At 73.5% G+C, this 15,759-nt stretch carries 14 protein-coding genes; 5 read left to right on the top strand and 9 right to left on the bottom strand.

Annotation, left to right across the window (positions count from 1 at the left end):
* Positions 1-14 precede the first annotated feature (14 nt).
* From ACFWXO_RS09680 to ACFWXO_RS09670, 3 genes are all read right to left on the bottom strand, one after another.
* On the bottom strand, positions 15-2,018 hold the full coding sequence (locus ACFWXO_RS09680; RefSeq protein WP_380523041.1) for a fructose-specific PTS transporter subunit EIIC: 2,004 nt from the start codon (positions 2,016-2,018) through the stop codon (positions 15-17).
* A gap of 107 nt (positions 2,019-2,125) precedes the next feature.
* Positions 2,126-3,085: a 1-phosphofructokinase gene (gene pfkB, locus ACFWXO_RS09675; RefSeq protein WP_380523040.1), complete on the bottom strand. Its 960-nt coding sequence runs from the start codon at positions 3,083-3,085 to the stop codon at positions 2,126-2,128.
* Entirely contained in the window at positions 3,082-3,843 is a 762-nt protein-coding gene (locus ACFWXO_RS09670; protein WP_380523039.1) for a DeoR/GlpR family DNA-binding transcription regulator, read from the bottom strand. The genes pfkB and ACFWXO_RS09670 overlap by 4 nt, the downstream gene beginning before the upstream one ends.
* 333 nt (positions 3,844-4,176) lie before the next feature.
* Here ACFWXO_RS09670 and ACFWXO_RS09665 point away from each other — a divergent pair, with 333 nt between their 5' ends.
* Complete coding sequence (locus tag ACFWXO_RS09665) at positions 4,177-4,452, top strand: HPr family phosphocarrier protein (protein ID WP_380405335.1); 276 nt, start codon at positions 4,177-4,179, stop codon at positions 4,450-4,452.
* Between the two features lie 100 nt (positions 4,453-4,552).
* Here ACFWXO_RS09665 and ACFWXO_RS09660 read toward each other — a convergent pair whose 3' ends face one another.
* Positions 4,553-5,500, bottom strand: coding sequence for an alpha/beta hydrolase family protein (locus ACFWXO_RS09660; protein ID WP_380523038.1), 948 nt, complete (start codon positions 5,498-5,500; stop codon positions 4,553-4,555).
* Between the two features lie 173 nt (positions 5,501-5,673).
* Between ACFWXO_RS09660 and ACFWXO_RS09655 the strand changes: the two genes are divergently transcribed.
* From ACFWXO_RS09655 to ACFWXO_RS09640, 4 genes are all read left to right on the top strand, one after another.
* On the top strand, positions 5,674-6,288 hold the full coding sequence (locus ACFWXO_RS09655) for a TetR/AcrR family transcriptional regulator (protein WP_380523037.1): 615 nt from the start codon (positions 5,674-5,676) through the stop codon (positions 6,286-6,288).
* A 238-nt stretch (positions 6,289-6,526) separates the two neighbouring features.
* Positions 6,527-6,877, top strand: coding sequence for a hypothetical protein (locus tag ACFWXO_RS09650; protein ID WP_380523036.1), 351 nt, complete (start codon positions 6,527-6,529; stop codon positions 6,875-6,877).
* A gap of 209 nt (positions 6,878-7,086) precedes the next feature.
* Positions 7,087-7,677 carry a carbonic anhydrase gene (locus ACFWXO_RS09645; RefSeq protein ID WP_375891007.1) on the top strand — a complete coding sequence of 197 codons (591 nt, stop codon included), beginning with the start codon at positions 7,087-7,089 and terminating at the stop codon, positions 7,675-7,677.
* A 119-nt stretch (positions 7,678-7,796) separates the two neighbouring features.
* Positions 7,797-9,260 carry a SulP family inorganic anion transporter gene (locus tag ACFWXO_RS09640; RefSeq protein WP_380523035.1) on the top strand — a complete coding sequence of 488 codons (1,464 nt, stop codon included), beginning with the start codon at positions 7,797-7,799 and terminating at the stop codon, positions 9,258-9,260.
* A 115-nt stretch (positions 9,261-9,375) separates the two neighbouring features.
* On the opposite strand, the gene aspA is transcribed toward ACFWXO_RS09640, so the two are convergent.
* From aspA to ACFWXO_RS09615, 5 genes are all read right to left on the bottom strand, one after another.
* Entirely contained in the window at positions 9,376-10,785 is a 1,410-nt protein-coding gene (gene aspA, locus ACFWXO_RS09635) for an aspartate ammonia-lyase (protein ID WP_380523090.1), read from the bottom strand.
* Positions 10,786-10,861: 76 nt separating this feature from the next.
* On the bottom strand, positions 10,862-11,890 hold the full coding sequence (locus tag ACFWXO_RS09630) for an asparaginase (RefSeq protein ID WP_380523034.1): 1,029 nt from the start codon (positions 11,888-11,890) through the stop codon (positions 10,862-10,864).
* 81 nt (positions 11,891-11,971) lie between these two features.
* On the bottom strand, positions 11,972-13,492 hold the full coding sequence (locus ACFWXO_RS09625; protein WP_380523033.1) for an amino acid permease: 1,521 nt from the start codon (positions 13,490-13,492) through the stop codon (positions 11,972-11,974).
* Positions 13,489-14,166: a FadR/GntR family transcriptional regulator gene (locus ACFWXO_RS09620; protein WP_380523089.1), complete on the bottom strand. Its 678-nt coding sequence runs from the start codon at positions 14,164-14,166 to the stop codon at positions 13,489-13,491. Before ACFWXO_RS09620 ends, ACFWXO_RS09625 begins: the two co-directional genes overlap by 4 nt.
* A gap of 197 nt (positions 14,167-14,363) precedes the next feature.
* Positions 14,364-15,446, bottom strand: coding sequence for a lactonase family protein (locus tag ACFWXO_RS09615; RefSeq protein ID WP_380523032.1), 1,083 nt, complete (start codon positions 15,444-15,446; stop codon positions 14,364-14,366).
* Positions 15,447-15,759 lie beyond the last annotated feature (313 nt).

Here is a 15,759-nt window from a genome sequence, read left to right as displayed (position 1 = left end):
CGGGCCCCCTCGGCTCAGGCGCCGACCAGCACCTTTCCGTCGACGGCGGAGTCCGCGGCCGCCGGAGCGGCGTCCTTGCGCAGCCCCTTGAGCAGGACGACCACCGCCGTGGTGACCACCGTGCCCGCCGCGACCGCGAGCAGGTACAGGAACGGGCTGCCGATCAGCGGCAGCACCCAGATCCCGCCGTGCGGCGCGCGCAGGGTGGAGCCGAAGGCCATCACCAGGCCGCCGGCCGTCATGCTGCCGACGATGTTCGCCGGGATGACCCGCAGCGGGTCCGCCGCGGCGAACGGGATCGCGCCCTCGGTGATGAACGAGGCGCCGAGCACCCAGGCCGCCTTGCCGTTCTCCCGCTCCTCGGGGGTGAACAGCCTGCGCCGGACGACGGTGGCCAGGGCCATGCCCAGCGGCGGGGTCATGCCGGCGGCCATCACCGCGGCCATCACCTTGAGGCTGCCGGCGTCCGGGGTGGTGCCCGCGGTGGTGAGCGCGCCGGCCGCGAAGGTGTAGGCGACCTTGTTGAGCGGGCCGCCCATGTCGAAGGCCATCATCGCGCCGAGCAGCACGCCGAGCAGGATCGCGTTGGAGCCGGAGAGGCCGTTCAGCCAGTCGGTCAGGCCGTTCATCGCCGAGGCGATCGGCGAGCCGACCAGCACGAACATCAGGAAGCCGACCGCCGCCACCGACAGCAGCGGGATCACCACCACCGGCATGATGCCCCTGATCGCGCGCGGCACGTTCCAGCGGATCATCCACAGCACCAGGAAGCCCGCGGCCAGGCCGGAGACGATGCCGCCGAGGAAGCCCGCACCGACCGCCACCGAGACGGCGCCGCCCGCGATGCCGGCGGCCAGGGCCGCCCGGTCCGCGATCCCCCAGGCGATGTACCCGGAGAGGATCGGGACGAGGAAACCGAAGGAGGTCTTGCCGGTCTGGAACAGCATCGCCGCCCAGCTGTGCGAGGAGGTCCAGTCGAAGTGGCCCAGCACGGACGGCGCGGAGGCGATCCGGTACCCGCCGATGGCGAAGGCGAGGGCGATCAGCAGACCGCCCGCCGCGACGAACGGGATCATGTAACTGACGCCCGTCATCAGGTACTTGCGCAGCCGCTGGGCCCAGTGCTCGCCGGTCGGCGCGCTCGCCGCGGTGACCGGGGCGGCACTCGCTCCGCTGCCGGCCTCGGCGACCAGCCCGGCAGCCTGCGCGATCAGGTCGTCGGCGCGGTTGACGCCGGCCTTCACACCCACGTCGACGGTCGGCTTGCCGGCGAAGCGCGCGCGGTCCCGGACCTCGACGTCATGGGCGAGGATCACGGCGTCGGCGGCCGCGATCACCTCGGGGGCCAGCACCGTCGTCCCGGCCGACCCCTGGGTCTCGACCTGGATCTGCACGCCCGCCCGGGCGGCGGCCAGTTCGAGGGCCTTGGCGGCCATGTAGGTGTGGGCGATGCCGGTCGGGCAGGAGGTCACCGCGACGAGCCGCAGCCCGCCGCCGGCGACGTCCGCCTCCGGGGCGGCGGCCGTCTCCGGATCGACCGCCGCAACGGGAGCGGCAGCCGGTGCCTCCTCCCCGTTGACCAGGGCCGCGACCGCGGCCGGGCTCTCGGCCTCGCGCAGGGCGCCGGTGAACGCCGGGTCCATCAGCCGACCGGCCAGCGCGGCGAGGATCCGCAGGTGGGTGTCGTCCGCGCCGGCGGGTGCCGCGATCATGAAGACCAGGTCGGCGGGCCGGCCGTCCGGGGCGTCGAAGTCCACGCCCCTGGTGCTCCGGCCGAAGGCCAGGCTGGGCCGCGTGACGTGGGGTGATCTGCAGTGCGGGATGCCGATCCCGTCGCCCATCCCTGTGGGGGCCTGGGCCTCGCGGGCGGCCACGTCGGCGAGGAAGCCGTCGAGGTCGGTCACCCGGCCCTCGGCGACCAGGCGCTGGGCGAGGGAGCGCAGCGCCTCGCTCTTGTCCGCGGGGGCGAGGTGGAGGTCAACGAGTGCGGGTGTGATCAGTCCGCTGGTGTCGCTCATCGTGTCGGTCCTTCGACTGGTGCCTGACAGTGTTCCCTTGCCCCCGGGAATGTCCGCCGTGCCCGTCCCACACGGTCCGGCGGGGTGCCTCCGGCAGGAGGCGGTGCTCAGCCGCGGAGCGGCCGTTCGAGCGGGAGGTCCGCCGTCACGACCACGGCGGCCGGGTCCAGATCGGCCGGGGTCGGCATGACGCTCCCCGGCAGTTGTACGGCGGCGGCGCCGTGCGCCAGGGCCGCCGCCAGTGCCTCGGGGCCGGTGCCGCCGGCTCCGAGGAAGCCCGCGAGCGAGGCGTCGCCCGCTCCCACGTCGCTGCGGACGGCGGCGACCGGCGCGCTGCCGTACCAGCTGCCCTCCTCGGCGATCAGCAGCATCCCGTCCGCACCGAGGCTGGCGAGGACCTGCTGGGCGCCGCGCTCGCGCAGTTGCCCTGCTGCCGCCACGGCGTCGCCGACGGTGGCGACCGGGCGGCCCACGGCCTCGGCGAGTTCCTCGCGGTTCGGCTTGACCACGTCGGGGCGGGCCGGGAGCGCGGCGAGCAGTGCGGGGCCTGAGGTGTCCAGGGCGATCCGGGCGCCGCCCGAGTGCACCTGCGCGACCAGGTCCGCGTACCACCCGGGCCGGAGGCCGCGCGGCAGACTGCCGCAGCAGGCCAGCCAGTCGACGCCGTCGCCGGTGCCCCGGCCGGCCTGCTGGGTGTCGCGGACGAGGGCCAGCAGTGCGGCCGACTCGGCGGTGCTGAGCTCGGGGCCGACCGCGTTGATCTTCGTGAGGCCACCGCCGTCCTCGGCGATCGAGACGTTGATCCGGGTGTCGCCCACGATGGTGACCGCCGCGACGTCGATGCCCTGGCGGCGCAGCAGGTCGCGGAGCAGTCCGCCGGACGGGCCGCCGAGCGGCAGGACCGCCGTCGTCCGGTGGCCCGCGGCGGTGAGCGCACGGGAGACGTTGACGCCCTTGCCGCCGGGGTCGAGCCGGTCCTGCCCGGCCCGGTTGACCTCGCCCACGGCGAGCGTTCCCAGCTCGTAGGTGCGGTCGAGACTGGGGTTGGGGGTGATGGTGACGATCATGCGCGGATGACTTCCGGTCCGTGGTTCTCGATCTGGGCGGTCTGCTCGTCGGTCAGTCCGGTGTCCGTGACCAGCACGTCGACCTGCTCCAGCGAGCCGAACCGGGCGAAGTGGCGGGCGCCGTACTTGGAGGAGTCGGCCACCAGGACGACGCGTCGCGCACCGGCGAGCATGGCCCGCTTGACGGCGGCCTCGGCGAGGTCGGGCGTCGACAGTACGCCGTCCGGGGTGAAGCCGTTGGTGGCGACCACCGCGACGTCCGCGTGGACGTCGGCCAGGTCGCGCAGCGCCCAGGCGTCGACGGCGGCCTGGGTGCGGTGGCGCAGCCGCCCGCCGACGAGGTGCAGGGCGAGCGAAGGGTGGTCGGCCAGCCGGGCCGCGACCGGGAGGGCGTTGGTGACGACGGTGAGGGCGCAGTCCAGGGGCAGCAGTCCGGCCAGCCGGGAGACGGTCGTCCCGGCGTCCAGGATCACGCTGCCCTCGGTGGGCAGCAGGGCCAGCGCCGCCCTGGCGATGCGCTCCTTCTCGGCGGCGGCCGTGGAGTCCCGTTCGGCCAGGCCGGGTTCCAGGTGCAGGGCGCCGACGGGCAGGGCGCCGCCGTGCACCCGGTGCAGCAGGCCGGCCTTGTCCAGGGCGCTCAGGTCACGCCGGATGGTCTCCTGGGTGACACCGAAGTCCTCGGCCAAGGTCGGCACGTCCACCCGGCCCCGCTCCTGGGCGAGGTGGAGGATCTGTTGCTGCCGCTCGGGTGCGTACATGTGGGATTGAGTCCGTTTCATGTCCGTTTACGCCTGGTGAAGCCCGACCATACGCGCTTCGGACGGAAATGCAAGGGGCTGCTCCGCCTCCCGCCGTCTCTCGTCGCCTCTCGTCGCCTCCCCTTCGGTCCGTGACGTACGCCCGAATGTGTTGACATCTGCTCGCAACCGGGCGTAGAACCAACCAAAACAACACGCCAACGGGCGTGAAACCAAAGACCGCCCGGCCCCCGCGACCGCCCCCGTACCGCGGGGGGCCGGGCACCACCGGGCCCGGATCCCACCCGGGCCGACCGTCGTCCCCTCCTTCTCCCCCTCTCCCCAAGGACTCCCATGCACTCGACCCAGGTCACCGTCGGCTCCAGCAGCGGCCTGCACGCCCGCCCGGCGTCACTGTTCGTCCAGGCCGCCACCGCCCGGCAGCCGGTCAAGGTCACCGTCGGACGCCCGGGCCAGACCCCCGTCGACGCCCGCAGCCTGCTCTCGGTGCTCGCCCTGGCCGCCCGCTCCGGCGATGTCCTGGAGCTCACCGCCTCCGGCGACGGGGCCGAGGACGCCCTCCGGGCACTCGCCGACCTGCTCGCCTCCGACCTCGACGCGGCGGCCTGACCGCCCCCCGCCGGAAGGTGCCCGCCCGGCGCCGGGCGGGCACCGGGCCGGGCTCCCCCGTGAGCCCTGCGGCCCCGGCCCAGCGGCACCGGCCCTGCGCCTACTTGACCTCGACCCGGCCGACCGGGTCGGGGCCGGTTGCCAGCGCCTCGCACGCGGCCTGCCAGGCCCCGTCACCCGGCGTGAGCCGGCTGCGGAGGTAGGCGGCGGTGAGCCGTCCGAGGGCAACGACCCGCCCGGGGTTCTCGTCGGTGGTCTCGGCGGCGTCGTACCCGGCGATCCCGCCGAGCCCGTGCCCCGCGTCGAACAGGGTGAGCAGGTCCTTGGGGCCGGGGGCGAGGGTGTAGGGGTCGGCGTGCCAGTCCGGTCCCATGTCGGTGAAGTGCCGCGAGTCGTCCTTGTCGCCCGCGACGACCAGCGCGGGAGCGGTCATGGTGGAGAAGTCGACGGCTCCGATGACGGGCCACTGCTCGGCCATGGGCCCGTTGAAGACCTCGCCGCCCCTGCCGGGCGCGGCGAGCAGGACGCCCGCCTTGATCCGCGGTTCGGCCAGCTGCACCACGTTCCCGGTGGCGGGGTCGTTGAGTCCGGCGCCCAGCAGGAGAGCGGCCGTGAAGCCGCCGAGCGAGTGCCCGGCGAGGGCGACCTTGGTGCGGTCGATCCGTCCCGCGAGCTGCGGCACGGTGCGCTCGATCTGGTCGAGCCGGTCGAGGACGTGGGTCATGTCCTCGGCGCGGGAGCGCCAGAAGTCCGGTGCGCCGGGGGCGTCGGCGACCAGGTGGCTCAGCGTCCGGGAGGTGAGGTGGGTGGGCTGGATGACGACGAAGCCCTGCTCCGCCCAGGCGTTGGCGAGCGGCGCGTAGCCGTGCAGCGAGGACAGGTGGTGCGAGGGGCCGTGGCCGTGGGAGAGCAGGATGACGGGCAGGCCGCTTCCGGTCCCGGGCGCGGAGACGCGCACCTGGAGGTCCACCGGCCGCCCGGGCACGGACAGGACCACCGGGCTGTACGACAGGACCGGGACGGGTGCGGTGCGGGTGGTTGCGCTCATGCTGAGCAGTGCTCCTTCTGCGATGGGCGTCGCCCTGCGATGGGTGTCGCCGCGGTCGGCCCAGGCCGGGCGGCGGCAGGCAAGCAGGCAGGGGTTCAGGGGCGTCCCGCTTCGGCTAAGCTGAAGCGGAACGCTGTCCCACTTACTATCCGGAACATGGTTCCGCTTTGTCAATGGATGCTGGAGGAAGAGTCGTGCCCGGCGAGGACCCCACGGGAAGGACGTCGGCCCGGAGCAAGCGGGCCGACGCGATGCGCAATCAGCAGGCGCTGCTCGCGGCCGCGGCCGAGGTGTTCGTGACCTCGGGCGTCGACGCACCGATCCGCCGGATCGCGGCCGAGGCCGGCGTCGGAACGGGAACGATCTACCGGCACTTCCCGACCCGGGCCGATCTCATCACGGCCGTCTACCGCCACCAGATCGAGGAGTGCGCACAGGCCGGCCCGCGACTGCTGGCAGCCGCCGACTCCCCGTTCGACGCGCTCCGCCGGTGGATCGACCTCTTCGTCGACTTCCTGGTCACCAAACACGGGCTGGCCGACGCGATGCAGTCGGACAGCACCGGCTTCGCCGCCCTGCACGGCCTCTTCCTCGACCGCCTGCTGCCGGTCTGCGCGCAGCTGCTCGACGCCGCGGTCGAGGCCGGTGAGATCAAGGCGGGCACCCGGCCCTTCGAGCTGATGCGCGGCATCGGCAACCTGTGCATCGGAGGCAGCGGCCCGCAGTACGACCCACGGCGCCTGATCGACCTGCTCCTGCACGGGCTGCAGCACCCCCGGCCGGCGTGACGCCGACGGCGACCGGGCGACCGGGCGGTCGGATCGCCTCCGGAACGGAGCAAGCCGACACTCCCGCCCCGAACGGTTCACCGCCTGCCCGCATTCCACCCCGTCAGTTCATGGACCATCACCGGTCGGCCGAACTGATTCACGGACTGTTCACGACAAAACCGGAACTCGCCCCCGCCCGTGGCCGTCAGAATTCATGACGGCTCGACACATCCCACAGGCAGGGAAAGGAACGGCAATGTCCTTGGCCAGGAGGGTGATCGGCGCCGCCGCCGTGGCCCTCGTGGCCGTGCTCGGGCTGGTGGTGCTGTCCCAGTCCGCATCCGCCCTCACCCGCGAGGAACGCTGCCCCCGGATGGTCGCGGAGGCGAAGCTCGCCGAGGAGGCGGTGGCCCCCAAGTGCCCGCCGGGACTCGGCTGGACGCGTCCGCGGAGCGTCGAAGTCCCCTCGTGCCAGCGGGAGTTGCACCCGGCCCTCGCCGCCGAGGGGTGCCCCCGGGCCGTCCCCGGGGGGGCCCGCGGCGCCGCCCCCCCGCCCGGGGGGCCCCGAACGCCCACAGCCGCCGGCCCGCCCGTGTTCCGCTGCTGATCGGTCCCGACCGCGCACGCACGCTCGACGACGGTGGCGACACTCCCCACGGGTGACCCACCGCCCCACGTCCCGGCAGTCCACGACGGCCCGCGGCAGTGCTTCCGCCTGCCCGCGCCGCCGCGCTCCGCGCTGCCCCCGTACCGAGCGAGCGGCACGGTCCCGAAGTCACCGTTCCCACAGGACTTCCGAAGGGCCCGAGGCACGACATGCAAGGATTCATCGACCACGCCCGCACCTTCCGCCGCCGCGCCGCGCAGGAGGCCGACGCCTTCGGGCGGCTGGCGGCGGGCCAGAGCCCGCAGGCGCTGTTCATCACCTGCTCCGACTCCCGCATCATCCCCTCCGCCGTCACCGGCGCCCGGCCCGGGGACCTCTTCGAGCTGCGGACCGCCGGCAACATCGTCCCGCCGCACCGCCCGTCCGCCCCCTCGGCCGAGGCCGCGACCATCGAGTACGCGGTCGAGGTCCTGGGGGTCGCCGACATCGTGGTCTGCGGCCACTCCCACTGCGGCGCCGTGGGCGCCGTCGTCCGGGGCGAGGACCTCACCGGGGTGCCCGCCGTACGCGACTGGCTGGCCGACGGCACCGAACTGACACCCGCCGGGGAGCCCAGCCACGACCTGGCCGCCCCGGTGCAGCGGCACGTGCTGGACCAGCTGGCGAGGCTGCGCACCCACCCGAGCGTCGCCCGCCGGGCCGACCAGGGCCGGCTGGGCCTGCACGGCTGGTTCTACGAGGTCCACACCGGCGCGGTGCTCAGCCACCGCCCCGGCAGCGACGTCTTCCTGCCGCTGTGACCCGGCGGCCCGCCCCACCGCCGCCCACCACGCCATCGCCGGCCGCCCCGCGGCCGGCCACACCACAGCCGACCACGCCGCGGCCGACCACCCCCGGACTCCCACCGATGAGGGCTCCCATGCGCTTTCCCACGCTCAAATACGACCTGACCGCCTCGCTCGTCGTCTTCCTGGTCGCCCTCCCGCTGTGCGTCGGCGTCGCCGTCGCCTCGGGCGTGCCCGCCGAACTCGGCCTGATCACCGGCATCGTCGGCGGCCTGGTCACCGGCATGCTCCCCGGCAGCAGCCTCCAGGTCAGCGGCCCGGCCGCCGGACTGACCGTGCTGGTCGCCGAGACCGTGCAACGGTTCGGCCTGCCGGCCCTCGGCCTCGTGGTCGCCGCCACCGGCCTGCTCCAGCTGCTGCTGGGCGCGCTGCGCTGGGGCCGGTGGTTCCGCGCGATCTCCGTCGCCGTGGTGGAGGGCATGCTGGCCGGCATCGGCCTGGTCATCATCGCCGGCCAGCTCTACGCGATGGCCGACCGGCCGGCGCCCGCGAGCGGGGTCGACAAGCTCCTGGGCCTTCCCGGCCTGCTCGCCCGGCTCGTCTCCTCGCCCGCCGCCGGCTACTCCTTCGTGATCGGCGCCGGCACCATCGCGGTGATCCTGTTGTGGCAGCGGCTGCCCGCCCGGGTGCGGGTCGTCCCCGGCGCACTGGTGGCCGTGCTGCTCGCCACCGGCACCGTCTGGCTGCTCGACCGCCCGGTGAAGAAGGTCGAGGTCCAGGGCCTCCTGGACGCCGTCCAGCCACCAGGCAGCGGGGTGTTCGAGCAGCTCACCCCGGCGCTCGTCGTGACGGTCGTGGCCTTCACCCTCGTCGCCTCGGCCGAGAGCCTGTTCAGCGCGGCGGCCGTCGACCGGCTGCACGACGGACCGCGCACCGACTACGACAAGGAGCTGATGGCGCAGGGCGCGGGCAACGCGCTCTGCGGCGCCCTCGGCGCCCTGCCGATGACCGCGGTCATCGTCCGCAGCGCCGCCAACGTCCAGGCCGGTGCCCGGACCAAGGCGTCCCGCGTGCTGCACGGCGTGTGGCTGCTGCTCTTCGCCGCGCTGCTCCCCGCGGCCCTCGGCGTCATCCCCGTCGCCGCGCTGGCCGGGGTGCTGGTGCACGCCGGGTTCAAGCTGCTGCCGTTCAAGCAGTTCGGGCCGCTGTGGCGCGAGCACCGGGCGGAGGCGCTCGTCCTCGCGGCCACCGCCGTGGCCATCGTCACGGTCAACATGTTCGAGGGCGTGCTGATCGGCCTGGGCCTGTCGGTCGTCAAGTCGGCCTGGGAGACCTCCCGGCTGCACGTCGACACCGAGGAGCGGCCCGGCGGCCTGCTCCGGGTCCGGCTGACCGGCAACGCCACCTTCCTCCGGCTGCCCAAGCTCCTGGACGCCCTGGAGGCGCTGCCCGCCGACCGCGTCGTGGAGCTGGACCTCTCCGGGCTCCGGCACCTCGACCACGCCTGCCAGTCCGCGCTGACCACCTGGACCGAGCGCCACAACGCCCGGGCCCCGGAGGACGTGCGGCTGATCCCCGCGCTGGCCGGTCCGGCCTGACCCTGGCCCCGTCCCGCGGAACACGCGTCGCCGCACCGGAACTCCGGTGCGGCGACGCGTCGTTCGACGCGTTCGCCGTGCTCCGTGCTCCGCGCTTCGTTATCCGTGCTCCGCGTCAGGCCACCGGCGCGCCGGTGCCCGCGATCACCTCGGGCCGCAGCAGGGCGGCGAGCCGCTCGGCCGGGAGCAGCCCCTTCTCCAGGACGAGTTCGGCCACGCCCCGGCCGCTGGCCAGCGCCTCCTTGGCGATGTCGGTGGCGGCCGTGTACCCGATGTGCGGGTTGAGGGCGGTCACCAGGCCGATGGAGTTCTCGACCGTCGCGCGCAGCACCTCGGTGTTGGCGGTGATGCCGACGACGCACCGCTCGGCGAGGGTGAGGCAGGCGGCCCGCAGATGGGTGATCGACTCCGAGAGCGAGTGCAGGATGATCGGCTCGAAGGCGTTGAGCTGGAGCTGCCCGGCCTCGGCGGCCATCGTGACGGCGACGTCGTTGCCGATCACCTCGAAGGCGACCTGGTTGACGACCTCGGGGATCACCGGGTTCACCTTGCCCGGCATGATGCTCGAACCGGCCTGCACCGGCGGCAGGTTGATCTCGCCGAGGCCCGCGCGCGGCCCCGAGGACAGCAGGCGCAGGTCGTTGCAGCTCTTCGAGAGCTTGACGGCGACGCGCTTGAGCACCCCGGACATCTGGACGAACGCCCCGCAGTCCTGGGTGGCCTCGACCAGGTTGGCCGCCGTAACGAGGGGCAGCCCGGTGAGGTCGGCGAGGTGGCGGCGCGCGGACTCGGCGTACCCGGCGGGGGCGTTGAGGCCGGTGCCGATCGCGGTGGCACCGAGGTTGATCTCCAGGATCAGCTCGACGGCCTCCCCGAGCCGGCTGCGGTCCTCGTCGAGCATCACCGCGAACGTCGAGAACTCCTGCCCGAGCGTCATCGGCACGGCGTCCTGCAACTGGGTGCGGCCCATCTTCAGCACGTCGCGGAACTCGACGGCCTTGCGGGCGAAGGCGTCCTGGAGCACGGCCATCGCGTCGAGCAGGCCGCGCACGGCGAAGACGGTCGCGATCCGGACGGCTGTCGGGTAGACGTCGTTGGTGGACTGGCCCAGGTTGACGTGCTCGTTGGGGTGCAGGTGCCGGTACTCGCCCTTGGCGTGCCCCAGCAGTTCCAGCGCCCGGTTGGCGATGACCTCGTTGGCGTTCATGTTGGTCGAGGTCCCGGCGCCGCCCTGGATGACGTCCACGACGAACTGCTCGTACAGCCCGCCGCCCCGGATCTCGCGGCAGGCGGCGACGATCGCGGCGGCCTTCGCGGGCTCCAGCAGGCCGAGTTCCTCGTTGGCGAGGGCGGCGGCCTCCTTGACGGCGGCGAGGGCGTCGATCAGGTGCGGGTAGGTGGAGATGGGCGTGCCCGTGATCGGGAAGTTCTCGGTGGCGCGCAGCGTGTGGACGCCCCAGTAGGCGTCGGCGGGGACGTCGCGGTCTCCGAGCAGGTCGTGTTCGCTGCGGGTGGCGGCGGTCATGGGGGTCGCGGCGATCGTGGGTATGGCGGCGGTCATGGGTGTGCGGTCCTCTTCCTTCGTGGAACGGTGGATCGGGTCAGACGGGGGCGGGCAGCGCCGACGGGTCGAGCGCCGCCACCGGCCGGACGCCGCCGACGAGCCTGCCGCCACCGGTCGTCGGCGCCCCCGCGAACGCGGTGAGCAGCCGCGGCTCGACCCCCGCCAGGGCCAGCGCGGCCGCCGCCACCGGGACGCGCGCCCGGTTCGCCCCGTCGGCGATCTTCACGGCCACGGCGCGGCCGTCCGGCAGCGCGGCGATCTGCACACCCTCGAAGCCGTCCTTGGCCAGCAGTCCGGGCACGGCGCGCATCAGCGCGGCCGTGTCCCGGCCCGCGCCGGAGGCCATCTCCGGGTGCCCGCGCAGCGCGTCCGCCACCCGGGACTCGGGGGTCCCCGGCGCGCCGGTGGCGATGCGGGCGGCGGCGCGGGCGAGGCCGTGCAGCGAGACGGCGAACAGCGGGGTGCCGCAGCCGTCGACGCTGACCCGCGCGATGCGTTGGCCGGTGAACTCCTCGACGACCCCGGCGATCAGCCGCTGGAGCGGGTGGCCGGGGTCGTCGTAGTCGGCCGACGACCAGCCGTTGAGCCTGCAGAGGTAGAGCATCGCGGCGTGCTTGCCCGAACAGTTCTGGGCGAGCCGGGAGGCCGGGCGGCCCTCCCGGATCCAGGTGTCGCGGACCGCCGGGTCGTACGGCAGGTCCGGGACGTTGCGCAGGTCGTCCTCGGAGAGGCCGGCGAGCTCCAGGATCCGCCGGGCACCGGCGAGGTGGCGCTCCTCGCCGGAGTGGCTGCCCATCGCGAGGGAGAGCAGTTCGCCGTCGAGCGGCAGGCCCGCCCGGACCATGGCGACGGCCTGGAGCGGCTTGAGGGCCGATCGCGGGTAGCAGGCGGCCTCGACGTCGCCGAGCCGGAACCGGACCTCGCCGTTGCCGCCGCCGTCCTCACCGAGGACGACGACGGAACCGTAGTGGACGCCCTCGACCACTTCGCCACGGATCACGTGGGCGACGGGCTCGTGGCGGGGCTCGCGGATCGCGGGGGCGTCCGCGAGGGGACTGTTGAACATGAGACGTGCCTCGATCGGTGGTGGTTGTGCCGGCGGCCTGCGGGAGCCCGGCGTGTGGGATCCCTCGGGCCGCCGGCGGGTTCAGTCGCCGGCCCCGGCGGCGACACGGGCGATCCGGCCGCGGATCGCGTACCAGCCCGCAACCAGCGCCCCGGCGATCAGCGGCAGGCACAGCACGGTGGTGCGCCCGGCGCCGCCGTCGGCGTACATCAGGACCAGGACGGAGACGAGGAAGGCCAGCGTCACGAGCTCGGTCCACGGCGAGCCGGGGAGGCGGTAGCCGGGCCGGGTCAGTTCGCCGGCCCGGGTCTTCCGCCAGAAGAGGAGGTGGCAGACCATGATCATGCCCCAGGTGGCGAGGATGCCGATCGCCGCGAAGTTCAGCACGATCTCGAACGCGTCGGCGGGGACCACGAAGTTGAGGCCGACGCCGAGCACGCACATGCCGCTGGTCAGCAGGATGCCGCCGTACGGCACCTGGGTGCGGCTCATCCGGGCGGTGAACCGGGGGGCCGAGCCGCTCACGGCCATGGAGCGCAGGATGCGGCCGGTGGAGTAGAGGCCGGAGTTGAGCGAGGACATGGCCGCGGTGAGGACGACCAGGTTCATCACGCTGCCGGCCGCCGGGACGCCGATGTGGGACAGCACGGTCACGAACGGGCTCTGGCCGGAGCTGTACCTGTTCCAGGGCAGCAGCATCGACAGCAGGACGACCGAGCCGACGTAGAACAGGCCCACCCGCCACATGATCGAGTTGATCGCCTTCGGCATGATCTTCTCGGGATTCTCGGTCTCCCCTGCCGTGACGCCGACGAGTTCCACCGAGGCGTAGGCGAAGACGACTCCTTGGATGATCAGCAGCATCGGCATCAGGCCGTTGGGGAAGATCCCGCCGTTGTCGGTGATCAGGGACGGGCCGGGGACGGCGCCGTCGACCGGGTGCCGGGTGACCAGCAGGAAGATCGCGATGCCCATGAAGACCAGCAGCGCGCCGACCTTGACGATGGCGAACCAGAACTCCAGTTCACCGAAGATCCGCACCGAGATGAGGTTCACCGTCAGCACCGCGGCCAGGGCCACCAGCGCGATCACCCACTGCGGGATGTCGGAGAACAGGTGCCAGTAGTGGGTGTAGGTGGCGACGGCGGTGATGTCGGCGATACCCGTGGTCGCCCAGTTGAGGAAGTACATCCAGCCTGCGGTGTACGCGCCCTTCTCCCCCAGGAACTCCCGGGCGTACGACACGAAGGCGCCGGAGGACGGGCGGTACAGGACGAGTTCGCCGAGCGCGCGCACGACCAGGAAGGCGAAGGCGCCGCAGACGGCGTAGGCGACGAACAGGGAGGGCCCGGCGTCGGCGAGCCGACCGCCCGCGCCGAGGAACAGGCCGGTGCCGATGGCGCCGCCGATGGCGATCATGTTGACGTGCCGGGGCTTCAAGGACTTGCTGTAACCGGCGTCACCGGCGTCGACGTGACGGGTCGTGGAGGTGGTGGGGGCGGTGAGGTTCGTGGGGCTCTCAGGGCTTGTGGGGGCAGTCGGGATAGTGGAGGTGGTGGGGGTCGTGCGGCGCTTCTCGTCGTCGAGGAACTGCTCGCTCACGCCTCGGCTCTGCCTTCCGTGGGGGTCTCCGTGCGTCCTGGGTGCACGATGTGGGTGAGGGTCGCCTCGACGCGGTGGAGGTGGTGCGACATCGCCGCGACCGCGTCGGGCTCGGAACCGTCGACCAGCGCCTCGACGATCGCCCGGTGCTCGCAGTTGGACTGCTCGCGGCGATCGCCCAGCTCGTTGAGGAAGGCCGACTGACGCGCCAGTGCGTCGCGGATCTCCTCGATGACCCGGCGGAAGACCGGGTTGCGGGAGGCCTCGGCCACCGCCAGGTGGAAGACCGTGTCCAGCGCGACCCACGCGGTGGTGTCGGTCTCCCGGTCCATCCGGTCGAGCAGGTGGGCCAGCTGGTCCAGGTCCTCCGGGGTCCGGCGCAGCGCCGCGTACCCGGCGACCGGGATCTCGACGTGCCGACGCACCTCCAGCAGGTCGCTGGCCGCGTAGTCGCCGAAGGTCGGGTCGTCGACCGTGTTCGCCACGACGAAGGTGCCCTTGCCGGTCTTCGAGACGGTCAGGCCCATGGTCTGGAGCGCCCGGAGCGCCTCCCGCAGCACGGGCCGGCTGACCTCCAGCGTGCGGCACAGCTCCGCTTCGGAGGGGAGCTTGTCCCCCACGGCGTACTCGCCGCGCTCGATGGCGCCGCGCAGGTGGCCGAACACCGCTTCCATCGCGCTCACGCGTCGGGGGACCGATCCGGCTGTCTGGCTGTCTGACAGGTTCACAGGACGATCCTGGGCCGACGGGGCGGACGGTGTCAAGACGTCGGGAGCGCTCACCTCAGAGACCGCATGAGGGACCGCTTGAGAACGTCCACGGGCCCGTCGGTGCCCGACGGCTCACCCGCCGGGCACCTCGGGGCCCGAGGTCAGCGGGCGATCGGCAGGACGGACGTGGGCTCACTGACCGCCAGCGGCTCCCCGGCCGGGCTCAGGAGGCCGGTCGACGGGTCGCGGTGGAAGACCGTGACCGTGTCCGAGCGCTGATTGGCGCAGAACAGCAGTCGGCCGTCCGGCGTGAGCGCGATGTCGCGCGGCCAAGTCCCGCCGCAGGGAACGGTGGTGAGCAGCTCCACGGACGCGCCGTCGTCGTGCACGGTGTACACCGAGATCGCGTCGTCGCCACGGTTGGTCGTGTAGAGGAAACGGCCGTCGTCCGACACGCGGACCGCGGCGGCGGAGTTGGCGTTCGGCGCACCCGGATCCCGTCGGGTCTCGACCTCGGCGACCGGGTCGAGGCGGCCGGAGAGCGCGTCCCAGGTGCAGACGGTGAGGGTGGAGGAGAGTTCGTTCAGGACGTAGGCGTACCGGGCCGACGGGTGGAACACCAGGTGCCGGGGGCCGCGGCCCGACGGCAGTTGCACCGTCCGGTGGGCGCTGAGCGGGCCGTCGGCCGGATCGAAGGCGTAGACGTACACCCGGTCGGTGCCGAGATCGGTGCACAGCAGGAATCGCCCGTCCGGCGAGGGGGCCGCCATGTGGGCGTGCGGGGAGGTGAGCCGGTCCCCGGAGGCCTCCCGGCCCGGGTGCCGGACGGTCTGCACCGGCTCGGCGGTGGCGACCGCGCCGTCGGCGCCGGTGGCGACGACCGAGAGGACGCCGTCGCCGTAGTGGGCCGCGAAGACGTGCGACCCGCTGGGGTGGACCGCGAGGTGGCAGGGGCCCGCACCGCCGCTGACGGCGTCGGCGACCACGGCACCGGGCTCGGCACCACTCGCCACGCGCACCGAGACGATCCGTCCGACCGCCTGTTCCAGGACGGCGTGGACGACCGCGCGCGTCGGGTCGACCGCCGCGTAGGAGGGGTGGTCCAGCGGGAGTGTGCGGACGGGACTCATGGCGCCGGTTCCGTCGTAACCGACCGTGCACAGCCCCGCTCCGGGAACGTCGGCCGGGGCGGCACTGCCGATGACCAGCAGTCCGCCGGGCGACGTGGTCGGAGGATGGTTCACGAAAGACCTGCTCTCTGCTCTCCGGGTGGCGCGCGATCCGCGACGCCGGTCTCACCCGGCACCGGCCGTACGGGATCGGCCGTACGCGCTCGCGCCGAGCTGTCGAGGTGGTCACCCCACGAGCGGGCGGACCCGTCGATCGTCCCGGTGGCACCGGGCCGTGAGGTGGGGGGTGGGGTGAGGTGGGGCGGGAAGTGCCGAAGTCTATCCGGCGGCCGAGCGCGCGGGAACCGGCATCGGGCGGGTGGTACGGCGTGGCAACTGCGCCTCCCGGTCGGCCGTTTGACGACCACCCGGGAAGGCCCGGCACCGG

It is taken from the genome of Kitasatospora sp. NPDC059088, from assembly GCF_042738155.1.
GTDB lineage: Bacteria > Actinomycetota > Actinomycetes > Streptomycetales > Streptomycetaceae > Kitasatospora.
Note: the sequence above shows the minus strand (reverse complement) of the source record. Positions and strands in the feature narration are given on the sequence as shown.

Bases quoted from the DNA above. Each gene is read 5' to 3' on its own strand.
- ACFWXO_RS09680 (WP_380523041.1), bottom strand. From the start codon at position 2,018: ATGAGCGACACCAGCGGACTGATCACACCCGCACTCGTTGACCTCCAC.
- pfkB (WP_380523040.1), bottom strand. From the start codon at position 3,085: ATGATCGTCACCATCACCCCCAACCCCAGTCTCGACCGCACCTACGAG.
- ACFWXO_RS09670 (WP_380523039.1), bottom strand. From the start codon at position 3,843: ATGTACGCACCCGAGCGGCAGCAACAGATCCTCCACCTCGCCCAGGAG.
- ACFWXO_RS09665 (WP_380405335.1), top strand. From the start codon at position 4,177: ATGCACTCGACCCAGGTCACCGTCGGCTCCAGCAGCGGCCTGCACGCC.
- ACFWXO_RS09660 (WP_380523038.1), bottom strand. From the start codon at position 5,500: ATGAGCGCAACCACCCGCACCGCACCCGTCCCGGTCCTGTCGTACAGC.
- ACFWXO_RS09655 (WP_380523037.1), top strand. From the start codon at position 5,674: ATGGATGCTGGAGGAAGAGTCGTGCCCGGCGAGGACCCCACGGGAAGG.
- ACFWXO_RS09650 (WP_380523036.1), top strand. From the start codon at position 6,527: ATGTCCTTGGCCAGGAGGGTGATCGGCGCCGCCGCCGTGGCCCTCGTG.
- ACFWXO_RS09645 (WP_375891007.1), top strand. From the start codon at position 7,087: ATGCAAGGATTCATCGACCACGCCCGCACCTTCCGCCGCCGCGCCGCG.
- ACFWXO_RS09640 (WP_380523035.1), top strand. From the start codon at position 7,797: ATGCGCTTTCCCACGCTCAAATACGACCTGACCGCCTCGCTCGTCGTC.
- aspA (WP_380523090.1), bottom strand. From the start codon at position 10,785: ATGACCGCCGCCACCCGCAGCGAACACGACCTGCTCGGAGACCGCGAC.
- ACFWXO_RS09630 (WP_380523034.1), bottom strand. From the start codon at position 11,890: ATGTTCAACAGTCCCCTCGCGGACGCCCCCGCGATCCGCGAGCCCCGC.
- ACFWXO_RS09620 (WP_380523089.1), bottom strand. From the start codon at position 14,166: ATGGAAGCGGTGTTCGGCCACCTGCGCGGCGCCATCGAGCGCGGCGAG.